General features: G+C 35.9%; 15 protein-coding genes and 1 riboswitch. Of the genes, 14 read left to right on the plus strand and 1 reads right to left on the minus strand.

What is annotated here, in order from left to right; translation table 11 throughout:
* Positions 1 to 74: 74 nt before the first annotated feature.
* The 10 genes from CD30_RS04670 (at position 75) to CD30_RS04715 (ending at position 10,746) form a co-directional block, all read left to right on the plus strand.
* The gene (locus CD30_RS04670) at positions 75 to 2,459 is read left to right on the plus strand and encodes a 3-hydroxyacyl-CoA dehydrogenase/enoyl-CoA hydratase family protein (RefSeq protein WP_036173082.1); all 2,385 of its coding nucleotides are present in this window, start codon (positions 75 to 77) and stop codon (positions 2,457 to 2,459) included.
* A 60-nt stretch (positions 2,460 to 2,519) separates the two neighbouring features.
* A complete protein-coding gene (locus tag CD30_RS04675) occupies positions 2,520 to 3,692 on the plus strand; it encodes an acetyl-CoA C-acetyltransferase (RefSeq protein ID WP_036173085.1) in 1,173 nt (390 codons plus the stop codon).
* A gap of 165 nt (positions 3,693 to 3,857) precedes the next feature.
* Complete coding sequence (locus CD30_RS04680) at positions 3,858 to 5,639, plus strand: acyl-CoA dehydrogenase family protein (RefSeq protein WP_036173088.1); 1,782 nt, start codon at positions 3,858 to 3,860, stop codon at positions 5,637 to 5,639.
* 174 nt (positions 5,640 to 5,813) lie between these two features.
* Positions 5,814 to 6,170: an arsenate reductase family protein gene (locus tag CD30_RS04685; RefSeq protein ID WP_036173091.1), complete on the plus strand. Its 357-nt coding sequence runs from the start codon at positions 5,814 to 5,816 to the stop codon at positions 6,168 to 6,170.
* A 79-nt stretch (positions 6,171 to 6,249) separates the two neighbouring features.
* Entirely contained in the window at positions 6,250 to 6,630 is a 381-nt protein-coding gene (gene gcvH / locus CD30_RS04690; RefSeq protein WP_036173094.1) for a glycine cleavage system protein GcvH, read from the plus strand.
* Positions 6,631 to 6,763: 133 nt separating this feature from the next.
* A complete protein-coding gene (locus tag CD30_RS04695) occupies positions 6,764 to 7,105 on the plus strand; it encodes a toprim domain-containing protein (protein WP_084077646.1) in 342 nt (113 codons plus the stop codon).
* A gap of 135 nt (positions 7,106 to 7,240) precedes the next feature.
* The gene (locus tag CD30_RS04700; RefSeq protein WP_036173100.1) at positions 7,241 to 7,543 is read left to right on the plus strand and encodes a thioredoxin family protein; all 303 of its coding nucleotides are present in this window, start codon (positions 7,241 to 7,243) and stop codon (positions 7,541 to 7,543) included.
* Between the two features lie 63 nt (positions 7,544 to 7,606).
* Positions 7,607 to 7,711: riboswitch (SAM riboswitch) on the plus strand.
* A 398-nt stretch (positions 7,712 to 8,109) separates the two neighbouring features.
* On the plus strand, positions 8,110 to 9,135 hold the full coding sequence (locus CD30_RS04705; protein WP_036173103.1) for a methionine ABC transporter ATP-binding protein: 1,026 nt from the start codon (positions 8,110 to 8,112) through the stop codon (positions 9,133 to 9,135).
* Positions 9,128 to 9,796: a methionine ABC transporter permease gene (locus tag CD30_RS04710; protein ID WP_036173106.1), complete on the plus strand. Its 669-nt coding sequence runs from the start codon at positions 9,128 to 9,130 to the stop codon at positions 9,794 to 9,796. Before CD30_RS04705 ends, CD30_RS04710 begins: the two co-directional genes overlap by 8 nt.
* A gap of 65 nt (positions 9,797 to 9,861) precedes the next feature.
* Positions 9,862 to 10,746, plus strand: coding sequence for a MetQ/NlpA family ABC transporter substrate-binding protein (locus tag CD30_RS04715; RefSeq protein WP_036173111.1), 885 nt, complete (start codon positions 9,862 to 9,864; stop codon positions 10,744 to 10,746).
* A gap of 96 nt (positions 10,747 to 10,842) precedes the next feature.
* Here the strand turns inward: CD30_RS04715 and CD30_RS04720 are convergent, their stop codons facing one another.
* Positions 10,843 to 11,745, minus strand: coding sequence for a LysR family transcriptional regulator (locus CD30_RS04720; protein ID WP_036173113.1), 903 nt, complete (start codon positions 11,743 to 11,745; stop codon positions 10,843 to 10,845).
* Positions 11,746 to 11,864: 119 nt separating this feature from the next.
* Here CD30_RS04720 and gltB point away from each other — a divergent pair, with 119 nt between their 5' ends.
* The 4 genes from gltB to CD30_RS04740 all read left to right on the plus strand — a co-directional run bounded on the left by gltB (position 11,865) and on the right by CD30_RS04740 (position 20,757).
* Positions 11,865 to 16,382: a glutamate synthase large subunit gene (gene gltB, locus CD30_RS04725; RefSeq protein ID WP_036173116.1), complete on the plus strand. Its 4,518-nt coding sequence runs from the start codon at positions 11,865 to 11,867 to the stop codon at positions 16,380 to 16,382.
* A 15-nt stretch (positions 16,383 to 16,397) separates the two neighbouring features.
* Entirely contained in the window at positions 16,398 to 17,873 is a 1,476-nt protein-coding gene (gene gltD / locus CD30_RS04730) for a glutamate synthase small subunit (protein ID WP_036173119.1), read from the plus strand.
* Positions 17,874 to 18,117: 244 nt separating this feature from the next.
* Positions 18,118 to 19,095, plus strand: a complete 978-nt coding sequence (locus CD30_RS04735; RefSeq protein WP_036173122.1) for a BMP family lipoprotein — start codon at positions 18,118 to 18,120, stop codon at positions 19,093 to 19,095.
* Positions 19,096 to 19,107: 12 nt separating this feature from the next.
* Entirely contained in the window at positions 19,108 to 20,757 is a 1,650-nt protein-coding gene (locus CD30_RS04740) for a methyl-accepting chemotaxis protein (protein WP_036173125.1), read from the plus strand.
* Positions 20,758 to 20,875: the final 118 nt, after the last annotated feature.

Raw genomic sequence — 20,875 nt, forward strand, 5'->3', positions numbered from 1 at the left:
TTATTTACAGCTTTTATTTTTTACTCAAAAAATGAATGAGTATTCATTCAAAGTTGGAGAAAGGGGATGTGCACGTGTCTTACAACATTAAAAAAGTTGCCGTTCTTGGCTCAGGGGTGATGGGTTCTGGTATTGCAGCACACTTAGCAAATATCGGAATACCAACAATAATATTGGATATCGTTCCAAAAGAATTAACAAAAGAAGAGGAAGCAAAAGGATTAACACTAGAAGATAAGGTAGTGAGAAATCGATTTGCTCTATCAGCTCTTCAAAAATTACAAAAGCAAAAACCCGCACCTTTAACTTCGAAGAAAAGCTTAAGTTTACTAACAGTTGGTAATTTGGAAGATGACTTAGATAAGATAAAAGATGTTGATTGGATTATTGAAGTAGTTGTTGAAAATTTAGAAGTGAAAAAGGATTTATTTGAACGAATCGATACCTTTAGAAAAGAAGGTACTATTATAAGTTCAAACACTTCAGGTATTAGCGTTAATGCCATGGCAGAGGGTCGTACAGAGGATTTCCAAAAGCATTTTTTAGGAACTCACTTCTTCAATCCACCAAGATATTTAAAATTACTTGAGGTTATCCCTACTAAACAGACATTACCTGAAGTTGTTCAGTTTATGAAAACGTTTGCGGAAAATGTTTTAGGAAAAGGAGTCGTTATAGGGAAGGACACTCCTAACTTCGTAGCCAATCGAATTGGAACATACGGTCTTTTAGTTACTCTTCGTGAAATGTTGGAAAGAGGATATTCAGTTGGTGAGGTTGATTCAGTTACCGGACCATTAATTGGACGTCCAAAATCAGCAACATTTAGAACATTAGATGTTGTAGGGCTTGATACTTTTTTACATGTAGCAAAAACTGTTTATGATCAAACGACAGGTGATGAACAAAAAGTCTTTGATGTACCAGATATTATGAAGAAAATGGTGGAAAACGGTTGGCTAGGAGCGAAATCAGGTCAAGGATTTTTCGTTAAACGAGGTAAAGACATTTTTGAAATAGATATTGAAACCCTTGATTATGTGCCAATGAAGAAGTTACAAGCACCTTCGATTGAAATGGCGAAACAGGCAAAGGGTGTTTCTAATAAAGTTAAAACATTAGTATATGCGAATGACCGCGCTGGAGAATTACTATGGAATATTTTTGCACCGACGCTTATTTATTCAGGAGAACTAACAGGTGTAATTGCTGAAAATATCGTTGAGATTGATAATGCGATGAAATGGGGCTTTGGTTGGACTCAAGGTCCGTTTGAAATGTGGGATGCAATTGGCGTAAAAAAATCTGTTGAAAAAATGGAGCAAGAGGGTAGAGTTGTTCCTTCATTTGTAAAAGAAATGTTGGCAAACGGCTTCGAATCATTCTATACAGAAGTAGACGGGGACCTTGCATTTTATAATGGCGCACAATACGAAAAGATCCCTGTCAATGAGAAAGTAATTGATTTGAAGCGTTATAAAAAGCAGCGTGGGGTAATTAAATCAAACTCAGGTGCTAGTTTAATAGATTTAGGTGACGGGATCGCACTACTTGAATTCCATTCAAAGTCCAATGCGATTGGGTTAGACATTGTTCAAATGTTAAATTATGCGATTGATGAAGTAGAGGCAAATTATAAAGGGCTTGTCATTGGTAATCAAGGTAAAAATTTCTGTGTAGGTGCAAATCTTGGCATGATATTAATGGAAGCGCAGGATGACAACATTTTTGAATTAGATTTTGTTATTCGTTCATTCCAAAAAGCGATGAGACGAATTAAATACAGTAAAAAGCCAGTGGTGGCAGCGCCTTTTGGTATGACACTTGGTGGAGGATCAGAAGTTTGCTTACCAGCAAGCCATATTCAAGCATCGAGCGAAACATACATGGGCTTAGTTGAAGTAGGTGTAGGTTTAATTCCAGGCGGTGGTGGAAATCTCGCATTATATGAAAAGTTCTTGAAAGGAATACCAAATGGCGTAGAAATCGATTATCAAGCTATTGCAACGAAAGTATTTGAAACAATTGCACTTGCTAAGGTTTCAACTTCTGGTGAAGAAGCTCGGGATAATAATTTCCTAAGCTTTGCAGATGGCATTTCTGTTAACCCAGATCATTTGATTTATGATGCAAAACAGGCTGCTTTAGCACTTTATGAGGCGGGATATACGCCACCAGTTCCGAAAAAGGTAAAAGTGGTTGGTGCCCCAGGATATGCGACATTATTACTTGGTGCTCAAGGAATGTATCAATCAGGCTATATTAGTGAACATGATTTGAAAATAGCTAAAAAGCTAGCTTATGTTATTGCCGGTGGATTAGTACCTTATGGAACAGAAGTGACAGAGGAATATCTTTTGAATTTAGAAAGAGAAGCATTTTTACAGCTGGTTGCTGATCCATTATCCCAAGCAAGAATGCAACATATGCTTGTGAAAGGGAAACCGCTACGTAATTAACAAAGCCAAGTTAAATTTAAATCAATTAGGAAAATTAGCAAAGATGAAGGGGGATACAAAATGCGTGAAGCTGTCATAGTAGCAGGTGCACGAACGCCAATTGGAAAGGCAAAAAAGGGTTCTCTTGCTCAAATGAGACCCGATGATTTCGGGGCGCTTGTTGTGAAAGAAACATTAAATAGAGCAGGCTACGAAGGGCCAATCGATGATTTAATAATGGGCTGCGCAATGCCAGAAGCTGAACAAGGTATGAACGTAGCAAGAAACATTGGTGCTTTAGCGGGTTTGCCAGATACAACACCTGCAATTACAATCAATCGATTCTGTTCATCTGGCTTACAATCAATTGCTTATGCCGCTGAACGTGTGATGCTAGGTCATTCAAAAGCGATTATCGCAGGTGGCGTCGAATCGATGAGTATGATTCCAATGACTGGTAATACGATTCGATTAAATCCTAAACTTGCTGAGGAAGCGCCTCAGTATTATATGAGCATGGGTCATACAGCGGAAGAGGTAGCAAATCGTTATAACGTTTCAAGAGAAGATCAGGATGCTTTTGCAGTTCGTTCACATGAGTTGGCAGCAAAAGCTATTCAAGAAGGTAAGTTTAAAGAAGAGATTGTTCCAATTGAGGTTGTTCAGCAATACGTTGATGAAAATCATAAGCTTCAAAAGAAAGTATTTACCTTCGATACAGATGAAGGGATTCGACCAGATACTTCTGTTGAAGGGCTGGCAAAATTACGACCAGCATTTCATGTGAAAGGCTCTGTAACGGCTGGTAATTCATCTCAAACATCTGATGGAGCTGCCGCTGTTTTAGTAATGGATCGTGAAGAAGCTGAAGTTCAAGGCCTAAAGCCAATGGCGAAGTTTTTAGGATTCGCAGTGGGCGGTGTTCCACCAGAAGTGATGGGTATTGGCCCAATTGAAGCTGTACCAAAGGCGTTGAAAATCGCAGGTCTAAAACAGGAAGATATCGATCTTTGGGAGTTAAATGAGGCATTTGCTTCACAATCATTGCAGGTTATTCGTCATTTAGAACTTGATATGGAGAAAGTAAATGTGAATGGTGGAGCGATTGCACTAGGTCATCCACTTGGTGCAACGGGGGCTATTCTCACATTAAAACTAATTCATGAGTTAAAACGACAAGGGTTAAAATATGGGGTTGTCACGATGTGTATTGGTGGCGGAATGGGCGCTGCCGGAGTGTTTGAATTATTGTAGTTGTTAATCTTAATTGCTAGATAAGCTTGGTGTTTCATTCAAATTGCCTCCGAATTAAACACCAACGCTTTTCTATAAATCTATTTGAATTCGAATCTTGTAAAAACTGCAAGTAACCTAGTTCAAAATGTGCTAGGCACAAATAGAAAAATGGAGGGAAACGAAATGGTACAAACGACAAACATTGTTAAGGGTGGAAGCTTTTTAATTGAAGATGTAGATTTAAATCGTGTTATTACACCAGAGGACTTTACTGATGAACAAAAAATGATTGCGAAAACGACAGAGGAATTCGTTGCAAATGATGTCTTACCAGTAGTTGAAAAACTAGAAAATCATGAGTTTGAGTATTCTATTGAGTTATTAAAAAAAGCAGGGGAACTTGGCTTACTGGCAGCAGATGTTCCAGAAGAATATGAAGGATTAGGCTTAGATAAAATTTCATCAGCACTGATTGGTGAAAAAATGTCAGTTGCCGGAGGATTCTCATTAACACATGGCGCACATGTGGGGATTGGTTCACTGCCGATTGTTCTTTTCGGTAATGCAGAGCAAAAGAAAAAATACTTACCGAAATTAGCGAGTGGTGAGTTGATTGCTGCCTACGCATTAACGGAGCCGGGATCAGGTTCAGATGCATTAGGAGCTAAAACGATAGCAAAATTGAATGATGCAGGGACACATTACGTTTTAAATGGTGAAAAACAATGGATTACTAATGCCGGCTTTGCAGATGTATTTGTTGTATATGCAAAAGTAGATGGAGAAAAATTCAGTGCATTCATCGTTGAACGTTCATTCCCAGGTGTTTCCGTTGGTGCAGAAGAAAAGAAAATGGGAATTAAATCTTCTTCTACTCGTACATTAATTTTACAAGATGTTGAAGTTCCTGTAGAAAACTTACTCGGTGAAGTAGGTAGAGGTCATGTCATTGCATTTAATATTTTAAATATTGGACGCTATAAATTGGGTGTTGGTACTGTTGGTGGATCAAAACGTGCACTAGAACTTGCTATTCAATATACAAACCAACGTCAGCAATTTAAAACAAAATTATCTAGCTTTAATTTAACGAAAGAGAAGCTAGCGACAATGGCTGCAACATTGTATGCATCAGAGTCCCTAAATTATAGAACTGTTGGTTATTACGATGAAGTGATGAGCCAACTTTCAGAAGAGCAACAAAAGGATCCAAAAGCTATTGCTCAAGCTGTTGCAGAATATGCTATTGAATGCTCTATTGCAAAAGTATTTGGTTCTGAAACTTTAGACTATATTGCTGATGAAGCTGTTCAATTACATGGTGGATATGGGTTTATGTCTGAATATGAAGTGGAACGTATTTATCGTGATTCACGGATTAACCGAATTTTTGAAGGAACGAATGAAATTAACCGATTAATCGTACCTGGCACATTTATGAAAAAGGCATTAAAAGGTGAATTACCACTGCTTAAAGTAGCGCAAGATTTACAGGAAGAATTACTCATGTTAATGCCCGAGGAAATTAGTGATGAGCCATTAGCACAAGAAAAATACTTAGTAAAAAATGCTAAGAAGATTGGCATTTTAGCTGCTGGTATCGCTGCACAGAGATTTGGAACGAAATTAGAGCAAGAACAAGAAGTATTAGTTAACATTGCAAATATCGCAAACCAAATCTATGCAATGGAATCGGTTGTGATTCGAACTGCAAAAGCAATTGAGCGTGATGGAGCAGAGAAGGCCAAACAAAAAATTCTTTACGCACAAATTTTCTGTCAAGAAGCCTTTGGTGAAATCGAAAAAGAAGCAAAAGAAACAATTTTAGCATCGGCCGATGGTGATAATGGACGTATCATGCTATCTGCGCTTCGTAAACTAACAAGATATAACCCTTACAACCTTATTTTGAAAAAACGTGAGGCATCAGAAAAACTTATCGAAGCTGAAAAATATGTTGTGTAAAAATAGCCTACCATTTTAAAAGGTAGCATTCAAACATAGGTAAACTCAATGGGAATTGGGTTTGCCTATGTTTTTGTTTGAAATTGAATTGATGGAATTTATACCGAGTCACTTAAAATAAAGGACAAGCATGGTATACTTATTTCAAATCACATAAAAATGGAGGACTTGCTCATGACAGTTCAATTTATTCAATACCCAAAATGTACTACTTGTAAAAAAGCACAAAAATGGTTGGACGAAAACGGTATAAATTATAATACAATTCATATTGTGGAAGAAAGACCTTCTAAAGAACAGATTAAATCCTACTGGGAATTAAGTGGCTTACCCCTTAAGAAATTTTTCAATACTTCTGGTATGAAGTATAAAAGCTTAGGCTTAAAGGACAAATTAAGTTCTATGAGTGAAGATGAGCAATTAGAATTATTAGCTTCAGACGGTATGTTAGTAAAACGACCAATTGTTACAGACGGTAAAAAAATTACACTCGGATTTAAAGAGTCAGAATTTGCTGAAACATGGAAATAAGTAGCTGTATTAACTTGTTTTTACGGTAAAAATATGGCAAACTGAATTTGAATACTACATATATAGTTGGAGGGGTTTTATGAGCACACCGAAAGATTTACGATACTCAGAAGAACACGAATGGGTGAAAGTTGAAAATGGAAAAGTGCGAATTGGAATTACACATTTTGCACAATCTGAACTAGGCGACATTGTATTTGTTGAGCTACCTCAAGTTGGAGATGAAATTCAATCAAATGAACCATTTGGTAGTGTTGAATCTGTTAAAACAGTTTCAGAACTTTATGCACCAATTACAGGTAAAGTTGTTGAAGTGAACTCGGAACTAGAAGATAGCCCAGAACTAGTAAATGAATCCCCATATGAAAAAGCATGGATGATCATTGTAGAACCTAGTGATATTTCTGAAGTTGACCAACTACTAACTCCAGAACGATATGAAGAAATGATTGTAGAATAATTTTATGTTTAAAACTCGCCAGCTAAAAAGAACTGGCGTTTTTTTATAATATTAATATAATATAGTACCACTCGCATATTTTCACCCTTCTGTATTCTTTTCATTTGTACTTACATTTCGTGAGGTGAGCATGATGGCTGTTGAAAAGTGTATTATTGTTGAAGGCAGGTCGGATATGTTGAAATTAGCTCCAATTTTTGCAGAGGATGTCCAAATTGTTTGTACAAATGGGACAATTAGTGAAGATGCCTTAATTGAATTGATTGAACCATTTGAAGAGTGCAAACTTTACACATTCTTTGATGCTGACAAAGCAGGAGAAAAACTGAGAAGTCTTACTAAAAGAATATACTCAGAAGCCGTACATTTATTAATCCCAAGAACTTATATGGAGGTTGCTAATGCACCGAGCAAAGTTTTGGCTCAACGTTTGAGAGAAGCTAGATTTTCGGTGAATAAACAATATTTAGTATAGTTTAAGTAATATAACTTCGAAAGTTCTCGAAGATTTTATAAATAATCAAAGGTGACATAATTCGTATCAAGCGAATTTTTGTCACCTTTTTGATATGATAGATGAAAATTATTATTATTGTTTAGGATGAGTGGAATGGAAGAATGGAATCGCAACCAGTGGGAACAAGCCATTAAAAATCATAATAAAGTTGCATTTTATCTTTATACACCGATGTGTGGAACGTGTGCAGTTGCAACAAAAATGCTAGAAGTTGTAGAAAATGTCGTAACGGATGTCCCTATTGGAAAAGCAAATATTAATTTTCTTGAAGAAATAGCTAACGAGTATCGCATTGAAAGTGTTCCTTGCTTATTAATAAGCGAAAACGGTGAAATAGCAGAAAAAATTTATGCTTTCCAATCCGTACAAAATGTATATGAAAAATTGAAAAAATAGGTTGACGAAAAGAAAGTAACATGATAAAGTAACATTCGTAATCATTAAAATTAAATAACAATACTCTTATGAAGAGCGGTGGAGGGAAGTGCCCTATGAAACCCGGCAACCATCACATTTGTGAAAAGGTGCCAAGTCACGCGAAGTGGATACTTTGAAAGATAAGAGAAAGGTTAATGTGATATTATAATTATGCACTTTACACCCTTCTACTTATTAGGTAGAAGGTTTTTTTATATGTAAATACTTATAAAATAAGAACGTAGCTGTGTTATTTTGTTATTAAATGTTAGTAATTCTATAAGTTTAATAATAGATTGTGATAAATCCTTAAAAGAGTAGTTAGGATCATTCATAATAATACATTTACGTTAATTGTAATATGATTATCAAATTAAGCTATATACTAAAGCTTCCCTATTTCTAATAGGTAAGTTTGTATGATTAATAATTGTGGCAACTACTTTCGAGCAGAAGGTTCAACAAGGAATATCGATTGTATGTTGGTTACAATAAACGCATTCTGGAAACGATACGAATATCGTATTGGTAAAGGAGTTCCTAAAATGATTGAATTAAAAAATATATCCAAAATATATAAAACCAATAACGGAGAAATCGCCGCAGTTAAAGATGTAAATCTTACTATTGAAAAAGGCGAGATTTTCGGTGTAATTGGGTATAGTGGAGCAGGAAAAAGTTCATTAATACGTTTATTAAATGGCCTTGAAAAACCATCAACTGGATCGGTTAGCGTAAATGGACAAGAAATTTCATCTATTTCCGGAAAACAACTTCGGAATGCCCGTCAAAAAATAAGTATGATTTTCCAGCATTTTAATCTACTTTGGTCTCGAACTGTTGAAGAAAACATTGCATTTCCATTAGAAATTGCAGGGGTACCAAAACAAAACCGTGATACTCGGGTGAAGGAATTAATCGAGCTTGTTGGCTTAAAAGGGCGTGAAAAATCTTATCCTTCACAATTATCTGGAGGGCAAAAGCAAAGGGTTGGTATTGCTCGAGCTTTAGCAAATAATCCAGAAGTATTACTTTGTGATGAGGCGACAAGCGCACTTGATCCAGAAACAACCGATCAAATATTAGAATTATTACTTGATATTAATAAGCGATTCGGCTTAACGATTGTTCTTATTACCCATGAGATGCACGTAATCAGAAAAATTTGTCATCGTGTAGCAGTGATGGAAGCTGGACAAGTTGTAGAAGAAGGAAAAGTGTTGCAAGTATTCCAAAATCCACAGGCACCTATTACCAAAAACTTCGTCATTCAAGTTTCAGGGGCGAAGGAATCCAAAGAGTCAATGGAGCAAATTTTACAAAACTATCCTACTGGCAAGCTAGTAAAATTGACTTTTGTAGGCTCAAAAACAGAGCAACCAATTATTTCTCATTTAATTAAAGAGTTCAATGTAGAAGTAAATATCGTTCATGGAAATATTTCGCAAACAGCAAATGGGCCCTATGGGACACTAATTGTCCATGTCGATGGTGAAATACAAAATGTTCAAAAAGCAATGGAATTATTAGATTCCCTAGAAATTCAAACGGAGGTGATTGAGAATGATTAATCAATTATTTCCAAATGTAGACTGGGAAGATATGTGGCAAGCTACATATGATACCATCTACATGACGACTGTCTCAACAATCGCAACATTTATATTAGGCTTAATAATAGGGATTATTCTATTTTTAACGAGTCCTAATCAGCTTTGGGCAAACAAAGTAGCTTACTTTATCACAAGCTCATTTGTAAATATTTTTAGATCGATACCATTTATCGTTTTAATTATTTTGCTTATTCCATTTACTAAATTCTTACTTGGTACAATCCGTGGTGCAAACGCCGCATTACCAGCATTGATTGTAGGAGCTGCTCCTTTCTATGCGCGGATGGTTTTAATCGCACTACGCGAAATTGATAAAGGTGTTATTGAAGCGGTTCGTTCCATGGGGGCTAAAACCTCAACGATAATTTGGAAGTTACTTATTCCTGAATCGATGCCGGCTTTAATTTCAGGTATTACTGTTACAGCAATCACGCTAGTAGGATTTACAGCGATGGCTGGAATAATCGGAGCTGGTGGACTTGGTAACCTTGCATTTATTGACGGTTTCCAACGAAGCAGATTTGATGTAACGGTAATGTCTACAATTATTATTTTAATTATTGTATTTGTTATCCAATTTATCGGAGATTTTGTTACTTCGAAAACGGATAAGCGTTAATTCATTGGTGATTCGGGTGTTAAACGCCGTTCACATATAAATAAAAAACAAAGGAGTTTGAGGAAATGAAAAAATTATTATCATTTTTACTACTATCAGTTGTTATGTTAGTATTAGCAGCTTGTGGTTCAGGTGAAGATACAGATACAACTGCTAATGAAGGTCAACCAGCTGACAATGAAGAAGCTACTGAACAAACAACTGAAACAGTAACTATAAAAATTGGTGCTTCTCATACACCGCACGCAGTAATTTTAGAAAAAGCAAAACCAATTTTAGCTGAGCAAGGTATTGAATTACAAATTGAAGAATACCAAGATTACATTATGCCAAACCAAGATTTAGAATCTGGTGAAATTGATGCGAACTACTTCCAACACATTCCTTATTTAGAGAATCAAATTGCAGAAAATGGATATGATTTTGTAAATGCTGGATCAATTCATATTGAACCAATCGGTATTTATTCAAAAAAATATAAATCATTAGATGAGCTTCCAGACGGGGCAGAAATAATTATTTCAAACTCTGTTTCAGACCGCGGTCGTATTTTAGCGATGTTAGAAACTGAAGGTTTAATCAAATTACGTGATGATATCGAAAAAACTGCAGCAACAGTTGATGATATCGTTGAAAATCCTAAAAACTTAGTATTCAAAAGTGAAAACGAAAGTCCAGCACCAGAAATGTTAGTTTCTTTATACAATGAAGGTGAAGGTGATGCTATCGCAATCAACTCAAACTTCGCTATTGACGCTGGAATTAGCCCAATTGACGAATCAATTGCAATTGAAGGTACAGAAACTCCATACAAAAATGTAATTGCAGTTCGTGCTGAAGATAAAGATAAAGAAGCGATTAAAACATTAGTAGAAGTACTACGTTCAAAAGAAATCCAAGACTTCATTAACGAAGAATGGAAAGGTGCAGTAGTACCTGTTTCAGAATAATATATTAATAGGAAGAAACTCTTGGTAATTTAACCAAAAGTTTTCTTTTTATAATGGAAAAAGCTCATTTGTTTTTGAATGAGCTTTCATTTTATTTTAACGGAATTGAGTTAGTCGTGAGAAAAAAGAATTGATAAAATTCAAAAATACTTGTTCAGATGGTGCCATATCACGATTGTTTGGATAAATAATACCTACAGTACGCGTGATGTTGGGGTTTTCAATCGGTACTCTTACTGTATAGCGCGGTGTAGAGTCATTTAAAGAACTATCGGGCAACAATGTAATACCAATACCAGCTGCTACTAGCCCTTTTAATGCATCAAGATCTTCTCCTTCAGAAGTCACATTTGGAACAAAGCCAGCAGCTCTACATGCATCCACTGCAACCTTATTTAAAATGTATTCTTCCGGGAATAAAACAAACGCTTCATTTTTTAAGTCGGATAGGTTTAATTTTTCTCTTTTTGCTAACGGATGATTCGCAGGAAGGAGTGCATGGATATTTTCACTAAACAAAATCATTGTATCCAAAACTTCATCCTTTTGTGGAACTGGTCCTAAAAAAGCGAGGTTTAACTCTCTATTTTTAACAGCATCAATTAAATATCGATAGGATCCTTGACGTAAATGAAAAGAAACATCAGGATATTCTCTTTTAAACGCTGAAATAACTGTCGGCAATACATAGCTAGCCAAACTTGTAGGGAAACCGATTCTGATTGTTCCTTTTGCAGGATCTAAATATTCTTCTACTTGTTTAACTGCAAAGTCAATCGCTTTCAAAGCAGATACTGAATGCTCTAAAAAAATTTTACCAATCGGCGTAAGTTTAACATTTCGCCCAACACGTTCAAATAGAGGTGTCCCAAGCTCATCTTCAAGGTTTGCTATTTGTCTACTAACAGCTGACTGTGCGACATGAAGATGTTCAGCTGCTTCTGAAATATGTTCCCGCTCAGCAACTTCGACAAAGTATCTTAATTGCCTTAATTCCAACGTTCCCACCCCATTCATCTAAAAAATAGATTAATTCCATGCAAAGTATATATTGTTAATATTAATTTAAAAACCGTACAATGTAAATACGCTATTTTAGAAGATTTGGGGGGGTTATCATGACTTTTCATAAACTACCGAACGCACAAGGCCTTTATTCTCCTAGTTTTGAGCATGATGCTTGTGGTATAGGATTTTATGCAAATATTAAAGGAAAAGCTTCACATGACATTGTAAAAAACGGATTAGAAATGTTATGTCGATTAGATCATCGTGCTGGACGTGGGGGCGACGGCAAAACAGGTGATGGCGCTGGACTAATGGTTCAAATTCCAGATGCTTTTTATAAATTAAATTGTTCCGAATTACAATTGCCAAACAAAGGTGAATATGGTGTTGGACAATTGTTTTTTACTGATAATGAAGAAGATAGACTTTCTATTGAAAATAAAATTAATGAACTGATTGAACAAGTTGGGCAGAGTTTAATAGGCTGGAGAACAGTACCTACTAACAAAAGTATGTTAAGTGATACAGCAAAAGCAACTGCTCCTGTTGTTCGACAAGTATTTGTAAAAGCAAATAATGTTAAAGATTCGTTAGCATTTGAACGTAAATTATACTTAATCCGTAAACAAGCGGAATTTTGGGCGAAAGAAAATGATAAAAAATTCTATTGTCCAAGTATGTCAAGTCAAACAATGGTATTCAAAGGTTTACTTACACCAGAAGAAGTAAGTGAGTTTTATATTGATTTACAAGATGAAAGCTTTGTGTCAGCCTTTGCAATTGTTCACTCACGCTACTCAACAAATACTTTCCCTAGCTGGGAACGTGCGCATCCAAATCGCTATATCGTACACAATGGTGAAATCAATACTTTACGCGGTAATATTAACTGGATGACAGCTCGTGAACAACGTTTTATTTCAGAAGCCTTTGGTGAAGATTTACAAAAGGTATTACCTATCGTTGATAATTCAGGTTCTGACTCATCGATGCTAGATAATGCTTTTGAATTCTTTGTATTAGCTGGTCGTACACCTGCCCATACAGCTATGATGTTAATTCCAGAGCCTTGGACTGAAAACCCTCATATTTCAGAAGAGAAAAGAGCTTTCTATGAATATCATGCGAATTTAATGGAGCCTTGGGATGGACCGACTGCAATTTGTTTCACAGATGGCAAACAAATTGGATCAATCTTAGATCGTAATGGTTTACGTCCAGCACGTTACTATGTGACGAAAGATGATATGATTGTCTTTTCTTCAGAAGTAGGGGTTGTTGACATTGAAGAAGAAAACGTTTTATACAAGGAACGTTTAAGCCCTGGTCGTATGCTTTTAGTAGATTTAGAGCAAGGTAAAATCGTATCTGATGAAGAATTGAAAAGCCAAATGGCAGCTTCTGAGCCATATGCTGAATGGTTAGAAGAAAATAAAGTAACGGTAGAAGTGAAAAACGAAGAACAAAAAGAAATTGACCAGCTTACTACTCGTCAAAAAATATTTGGCTATACATTTGAAGATGTTCATAAATACATTCATCCGATCGCATCAAGTGGTAAAGATCCAATTGGTTCTATGGGGAACGACTCTCCATTAGCCGTTCTATCTGACAGACCACAATCGCTATTTAATTATTTTAAACAGTTATTTGCACAAGTAACAAATCCACCGATTGACTCAATTCGTGAGCATATCGTGACATCAACAATGACTTTACTAGGTGCAGAAGGTAACTTACTACATCCTAATGGTGAAAATGCGAGAAGAATCTTTTTAGATACACCTATTTTAACGAATAATGAATTAGAGCAAATTGTAAATATAGAAAACAAACACTTCCAAAGTGTAATCATTTCTTTAGAATTTACACAATCTTTAGAAAATGAGTTAAATAGAATTTTTGCTGAAGTAGATAAAGCAATTGATGCTGGAAAAACATTAATAGTTTTATCTGATGAGTTGGAGGATGTAAATACGCCGACAATTCCGATTCTGCTTGCTGTAAGTAGCTTACATCAATATCTAGTTCGTACAGGAAAACGTACGTTAGCAAGTATCATAGCAAATAGTGGTGAGGCTCGTGAAGTACATCACTTTGCAGCATTAATTGGTTTTGGTGTCGATGCAATTAATCCTTATTTGGCTTATGCAACGATTGGTGAATCTATTGAAAAAGGACATTTAGAGCTCAGCTACCATGACGCAGTGAAAAAATACCGTAAAGGCGCTGCGGATGGTGTTGTAAAAGTAATGTCAAAGATGGGTATTTCGACTGTTCAATCTTATCGCGGTGCTCAAATTTTTGAAGCTGTTGGTATTAGTAAAGAAGTAATTGATCAACACTTCACAGGAACAGCTTCTCAAATTGATGGAATCGATTTAGAAACAATTGGTGAAGAGGCGAAACGTCGTCATGCATTAGCCATGAATTTAAGTAAAGAGCTTGAATCAGGTAGTGATTTCCAATGGCGTGCAGATGGAGAGCATCATGCCTTTAACCCGAAAACAATTCATACATTACAATGGGCAACTCGTAAAAATGATATCGGCTTATATAGAATGTATGCTGAAATGGCAAATGAAGAACGTATAGGATTTTTAAGAAATCTATTAGAATTTAAAAAAGATTTAAAACCGATTCCTTTAGATGAAGTTGAATCAGTTGATTCGATTGTTAAACGCTTTAAAACAGGTGCGATGTCATTCGGATCAATTTCCAAGGAAGCACATGAAACGCTTGCAATCGCAATGAATCGTCTTGGTGGTCGTTCAAATTCTGGTGAAGGTGGGGAAAACCCAGCGCGCTACGAAATTGATGAGAATGGTGACAATCGAAACAGTTCCATTAAACAGATTGCTTCAGGTCGTTTTGGTGTTAAATCTCATTATTTAGTGAATGCAAAAGAGTTACAAATTAAAATGGCTCAAGGTGCTAAACCGGGTGAAGGTGGGCAATTACCTGGTAATAAAGTATACCCATGGGTAGCAGAGGTACGTGGCTCAACTCCTGGTGTTGGTTTAATTTCACCGCCTCCACACCATGATATTTATTCGATTGAAGACTTAGCGGAATTAATCTATGATTTGAAAAATTCAAATCGATATGCTCGAATTTCAGTTAAGTTAGTTGCAAAAGCAGGTGTTGGAACAATCGCTGCTGGTGTTGCTAAAGGTGGCGCTGATGTTATCGTTATTTCTGGTTATGACGGAGGTACAGGTGCATCACCAAAAACTTCAATTAAACATACTGGTTTACCCTGGGAGCTTGGATTAGCGGAAGCACACCAAACTTTAATGTTAAATGGACTTCGTGATCGAGTAACTTTAGAAACAGACGGTAAATTAATGACTGGTAAAGATGTTGTAATGGCTGCTTTATTTGGTGCAGAGGAATATGGCTTTGCAACGGCTCCATTAATTGTACTAGGTTGTATCATGATGCGTGCTTGTCACTTGGATACTTGCCCAGTTGGTGTTGCAACTCAAAACCCAGAGCTTCGTGCGAAATTCATGGGTAAACCAGAGCACATTGTAAACTATATGCGCTTTGTAGCTGAAGAAATGCGCGAATATATGGCGAAGCTTGGTTTCCGTTCAGTTGAAGAAATGGTTGGGCGGACAGATGTATTAACAGTAAGTGACCGTGCAAAATCTCATTGGAAAGCAGGTCAACTTGATTTATCTGCATTACTTTATCAAGTACAAGGTACTCGTACAAAACAAGTTAATCAAGATTTACGTATTGAAGAAACATTTGATATGCGCGAGCTTTTACCAAAAGTTGAAGAAAGCATTGACAATAAAGAAAAAATTGAGCTTGAATACGAAATTAAAAATACAGATCGTGTTGTTGGAACAATCATCGGTAGTGAGATATCAAGAAAATATGGTGAAGTAGGTTTGGCTGATAATACGATCACATTAAAATTCAATGGCCATGCAGGTCAAAGCTTTGGCGCATTTGCACCAAAAGGTATGACATTATCTTGTGTTGGTGATGTAAATGACTACTTTGGTAAAGGTTTATCTGGAGGTAAATTAGTTGCCATCGCACCAATAAAAGGCGAGCAAGAGAAAAACGTAATCGCTGGTAACGTATGCTTATACGGTGCAACAAGCGGCACAGCATATATTAATGGTCGTGCCGGAGAACGATTTGCAGTACGTAATAGTGGTGCAAATGTAGTGGTAGAAGGTATTGGAGATCATGGTTGTGAATATATGACTGGTGGCCGAGTTGTTGTATTAGGTGATGTTGGCAAAAACTTCGCAGCAGGTATGAGTGGTGGTATTGCTTACGTACTACCAACAGACGAAGAATCATTCAAAGAAAAATGCAATATGGAAATGATTCAATTTGAGAGATTAACAGATAAAGAGGAAATTAATTTAGTACGTGCTATGATAATTCAACATTTAGAGCATACAGATAGCACAGTAGCACTGGATGTTTTAGCGAAATGGGATCAAATTGTTCCTAAATTTATCAAAGTCGTACCTACAGATTATAAAGCAATGATTGAAAAAATTAATCGTCATAAATTTGAAGGATTAACAGAAGAGCTAGCAGCAATGCAGGCGTTTGTTGAAACAACTGGCGCAAAAGAGTTAGCCATTTCCAAATAAGAGGGGGGTTCTAGCATGGGAAAACCAACAGGATTCATGGAGTATAAAAGGGAAAAAACGAAAGAACAGCCTCCACAAGTTCGTATAAAAAGTTGGAATGAATATTCTACAAGGCTGTCAGATGAAGCATTACAAACGCAAGGTGCTCGTTGTATGGATTGCGGAACACCTTTCTGTCATATGGGAATTGAAATTCGTGGGACTGCTGCAGGATGCCCAATCCAAAATGTTATCCCGGAATGGAACGATTTAGTCTATAAAGGTCAATGGAAAGAAGCATTGGATCGTCTTCATATGACAAATAACTTTCCAGAATTCACAGGGCGTGTATGTCCAGCGCCTTGTGAAGGATCTTGTACATTAGGGATTAATGAACCAGCAGTAGCCATTAAGTCTATTGAACGTTCTATTATTGATAAAGGTTTTGAAAACAATTGGATTACACCAAGAATTCCTGAATCTCGCACCGGCCAAAAGGTAGCGGTTGTTGGTTCAGGTCCAGCTGGCTTAGCAGCAGCAGATCAGTTAAATCAACTTGGCCATACTGTGACAGTTTATGAACGAGCAGATCGAGTTGGTGGATTATTAATGTATGGCATCCCTAATATGAAGTTGGAAAAAGAAGTAATTGACCGTCGTGTTAACTTACTTCGTCAAGAAGGCATTGACTTCGTATTAAATACTGAAATCGGAAAAGATATTTCTGCACAAGAGCTAAAAGCACAATATGATGCAGTCATTTTATGTATCGGTGCTCAAAAGCAACGTGCCCTTCGCATTGAAGGTAGCGAAGCAGAAGGTGTTCATCTTGCAATGGATTATTTAACAGGTGTTACAAAAAGCCTATTAGATTCCAATTTCAATGATGGAAATGCGATTGATGTAAAAGGAAAAGATGTCATTGTCATTGGTGGTGGAGATACAGGTGCTGACTGTGTTGCAACAGCTATTCGTCAAAAGTGTCGCTCAGTTTATCAATTCGGTAAACATCCACAATTACCAGCCACAAGAACAGATGATACACCATGGCCACAGGATCCAAACGTGTATAAACTTGATTATGCATATGAAGAAGTTGAAGCTGTTCAAGGAAAAGATCCGCGTGAATATTGTATTCAAACGAAAAAAATTGTTGCAGACAAAAACGGTCATGTAAAAGAGCTTCATACTATTCAAATGGAAAAAATACTAGGTGATGACGGTTTCTATTTCTTTAAAGAATTACCGGGAACTGAAAAAGTTTGGCCAGCACAATATGTATTTGTAGCCATTGGATTTGAAGGTGTCGAAAAATCACTGCCAGAAGCATTTGGTGTAAATGTAACAAATAATCGAATCAAAGCTTCTTTAAGAGATTTTGAAACAAATGTTCCAGGTGTATTTGCCGCAGGTGATGCTAGACGTGGTCAAAGTCTTGTTGTATGGGCAATAAAAGAAGGTCGCGCAGTTGCAGCAAACGTTGATGCTTTTTTAGCTACAAAAGTTAAATAAGATAAGTGAAAAATAGTAGTGCAAACCGTGTAGACAGGTTTGTGCTACTTTTTTTGCGGTTATTACGAAAGAAAGGTAATATATGCAGCACCCCAATAAACACCACCCCACAAAAACCACCAATTAGCACCCCTACATCATAGACCGATAGAATCAAGATTTAAAATATACTAATATAGTTAAATTGATTTATGTTAATATTAAAAAATGCCAACAAAGATATAGGAAATAGGAGTGATTTTTAATGAAGGAGAATAAATTATTATTTTTGTTCACTCTTTGTGCACTAATACTTTCAGCTTGTTCAACTAGTGATTCAACTTTAGGGAATGAAAGATTAAAGGTTGGTATTATGCTTTCGGATGCAGGGTTAGGTGATCAATCATTTTCAGACCTGGGATTTGCAGGTTTAGAAAAAGCGCGTGATGAATTGAATATCTCTTTTGATTATAGAGAACTCGAAGAATCCGGTACTTATGAACAAGGAATTGAAGAATTAGTCCTACAAGGAAATGATCTTATCATTGGACTAGGCTTTTCTATCCAAGAAGCACTTGAAAAAGTAGCAAAGAAATATCCTGATACCTCATTTTTATTAATTGATTCTCAATCTGAATTATCGAATGTAAATAATATTACATTTAAAGAGGATGAGGGTTCTTTTTTAATAGGTGTATTAGCAGGTTTGAAGACTGAGACAAATACAGTTGGATTTGTTGGTGGTGAAGATGCCCCAATTATACATAAGTTTGAGCAAGGTTTTATAAAAGGTGTTAAAGCTGTTAATCCTGAAGCACAAATTATGACAGAATATGCCGGGACATTTGGAGATGACAAATTAGGAGGAAACATTGCAAAAGAAATGATTGTAAATGGAGCTGATTTCATTTATCCTGCAGCAGGCTTTACAGGTGTTGGAGTTTTATTAGAAACTCAACGTTCTGGGGTGTATTCCTTTGGTGTAGACAGTGATCAGTTTTATTTAGCAGAGAAGTCGGTTGTTTCTTCTATGGTGAAACAAGTAGATATTGCAATTTATGACACAGTAAAAGAACTAGTTGAGACTGGTTCAATTGCTGAAAAAAATAAAGTGTTAGGATTAAAAGAAAATGGAGTTGCACTAGCACCTATACGGGTAATTCAGCTTACAGAGGAAGAACAGTCTATTCTTGAACAACAAAAACAAAAAATATCTAATGGTAATATTTCTATAACAGAGTAAGGCGGAGAGTAAATGAAATTAAAACAAAAAATATTACTTATATCGATAATTCCATTATTGCTTTCTGCTTGTATTATTGGATTTAATATTAGTCAATTAGCGACATTGAAATCTTCCACAGAGGAGATTGTGAATTCACTCGTAAAGGTAGAAGAATTAAATAGTTCAGCAAAGAGCCTTCAAAAATCCTTAAGTGTGTACGCTTTAAATATTTCAGAAAGTAATAAAAATGATATTGAAGAAGATTTGAAATTAATGAAAACCATTTATGAGGAATTAGCGCCATCACTTGAAACTTCTGAACAGCAAGCATATGCAGAAAAGATTTCTCAAAAATATCAAGATATTTCAACGAAAGCAACTAAGGCAATAGATGAGAATAATCAAGCGGAAATTAAAAAGCAATCGTTCCGAACAAAAGGTGTCCTTAATGATGTAATTGAATTAAAACGCAATATAACAACTCAATATCAAACGATGCAGCTAGACTTACAAAATAAAATTAATAGCATTATGATCATATCAATCATATTAGTTGCGGTACTTTTAATCAGTGGAATTTCTGTTGTCGTCATTATTTTAAATCGGATCATTGGCCGTATTAGTAATTTAACACGTAATGCTGAAGAAATAGCTAATGGCAACCTAGCGATTCAACTTGAAAAGGCAACAGGTAAAGATGAAGTAGCCTCATTGCAAAATTCATTTACCAATATGACAAACAATTTAAGAGAATTGCTTCTCCATGTAAATGATAGCTCAAATCAAGTTGCAGCTTCTGCTGAACAATTGATGGCGAGTGCAGATGAAACAATGAGAGGTGCAGAGTCAATTTCTGCATCAATTCAAGAGGTTTCAAATGGTGCAGTTAAACAGTCCATTATGTCAAAAGAATCTGCACATTCAGCTAAAGAAAGTCAATCTGCTGTTGAGGAAATAGCGAATAATGCTATTGAAGCGGAAAAGTTATCTGTTTCTACAAGTGAAAAAACAATACAAGGATCCCAGTTTGTAAAAGAAACAGTATTACAAATGAATAGAATTAACGAATCTGTTGTGGAGACAGATAGCGCATTAGTTACGTTAAATAATCAAACTAAAATGATTGTACAAGTATTATCACAAATTACAGAAATAGCAGAACAAACGAATTTACTTTCGCTAAATGCTGCTATAGAAGCTGCTAGAGCCGGTGAGGCTGGAAAAGGATTTGCAGTGGTTGCCCAAGAGGTAAGAAAATTAGCAGATCAAACGAAAAATCTAGTTTCCAACATTAATCAGATTGCATCACAAATTGAAGATGATACGGAAAAAACAGTAAAGTCCATTAATGATGTCAAAGAACGGGTAAATAATGGATTAAAAATCACATCTAATACGGAAATGACATTTAATGAAATTCTTTTAGCTGTTGAACAAGTAAAAACACAAGTAAGTAATATTTCAATTGTATCGAGTAAAATTGAAAAAGAAGTATATAATGTTGTAAATCAAGCTCAAGAAATGACAAATCTGAGTGCAATAACTTCCGATAATTCGAGCAATGTTGCTGCAACATCAGATGAACAATTAGCGTCAATGGAAGAAATAACGAGTGCATCTATAGCATTAGCAAATCTTGCAGAGGATTTGCAAAAAAGGTTAGCAAAATTTACGCTATAAATAATGAAAGAAAGATCCATTATTGATGGGTCTTTCTTTTTTATATACAAGCAATTCACTTAGATTGTCCTTTTTACATATAACATTCTGCTAATTTTGAAATTCGGTAGGTTTTTCA

This window comes from Ureibacillus massiliensis 4400831 = CIP 108448 = CCUG 49529, assembly GCF_000772965.1.
In the GTDB taxonomy this organism is placed as follows: domain Bacteria; phylum Bacillota; class Bacilli; order Bacillales_A; family Planococcaceae; genus Ureibacillus; species Ureibacillus massiliensis.

Excerpts from the sequence above, each read along its gene's own strand:
- CD30_RS04735 (WP_036173122.1), top strand. The coding sequence starts at position 18,118 with ATGAAGGAGAATAAATTATTATTTTTGTTCACTCTTTGTGCACTAATA.
- CD30_RS04700 (WP_036173100.1), top strand. The coding sequence starts at position 7,241 with ATGGAAGAATGGAATCGCAACCAGTGGGAACAAGCCATTAAAAATCAT.
- gltD (WP_036173119.1), top strand. The coding sequence starts at position 16,398 with ATGGGAAAACCAACAGGATTCATGGAGTATAAAAGGGAAAAAACGAAA.
- CD30_RS04715 (WP_036173111.1), top strand. The coding sequence starts at position 9,862 with ATGAAAAAATTATTATCATTTTTACTACTATCAGTTGTTATGTTAGTA.
- CD30_RS04675 (WP_036173085.1), top strand. The coding sequence starts at position 2,520 with ATGCGTGAAGCTGTCATAGTAGCAGGTGCACGAACGCCAATTGGAAAG.
- gcvH (WP_036173094.1), top strand. The coding sequence starts at position 6,250 with ATGAGCACACCGAAAGATTTACGATACTCAGAAGAACACGAATGGGTG.
- CD30_RS04685 (WP_036173091.1), top strand. The coding sequence starts at position 5,814 with ATGACAGTTCAATTTATTCAATACCCAAAATGTACTACTTGTAAAAAA.
- CD30_RS04705 (WP_036173103.1), top strand. The coding sequence starts at position 8,110 with ATGATTGAATTAAAAAATATATCCAAAATATATAAAACCAATAACGGA.
- CD30_RS04680 (WP_036173088.1), top strand. The coding sequence starts at position 3,858 with ATGGTACAAACGACAAACATTGTTAAGGGTGGAAGCTTTTTAATTGAA.
- CD30_RS04710 (WP_036173106.1), top strand. The coding sequence starts at position 9,128 with ATGATTAATCAATTATTTCCAAATGTAGACTGGGAAGATATGTGGCAA.
- CD30_RS04695 (WP_084077646.1), top strand. The coding sequence starts at position 6,764 with ATGGCTGTTGAAAAGTGTATTATTGTTGAAGGCAGGTCGGATATGTTG.
- gltB (WP_036173116.1), top strand. The coding sequence starts at position 11,865 with ATGACTTTTCATAAACTACCGAACGCACAAGGCCTTTATTCTCCTAGT.
- CD30_RS04740 (WP_036173125.1), top strand. The coding sequence starts at position 19,108 with ATGAAATTAAAACAAAAAATATTACTTATATCGATAATTCCATTATTG.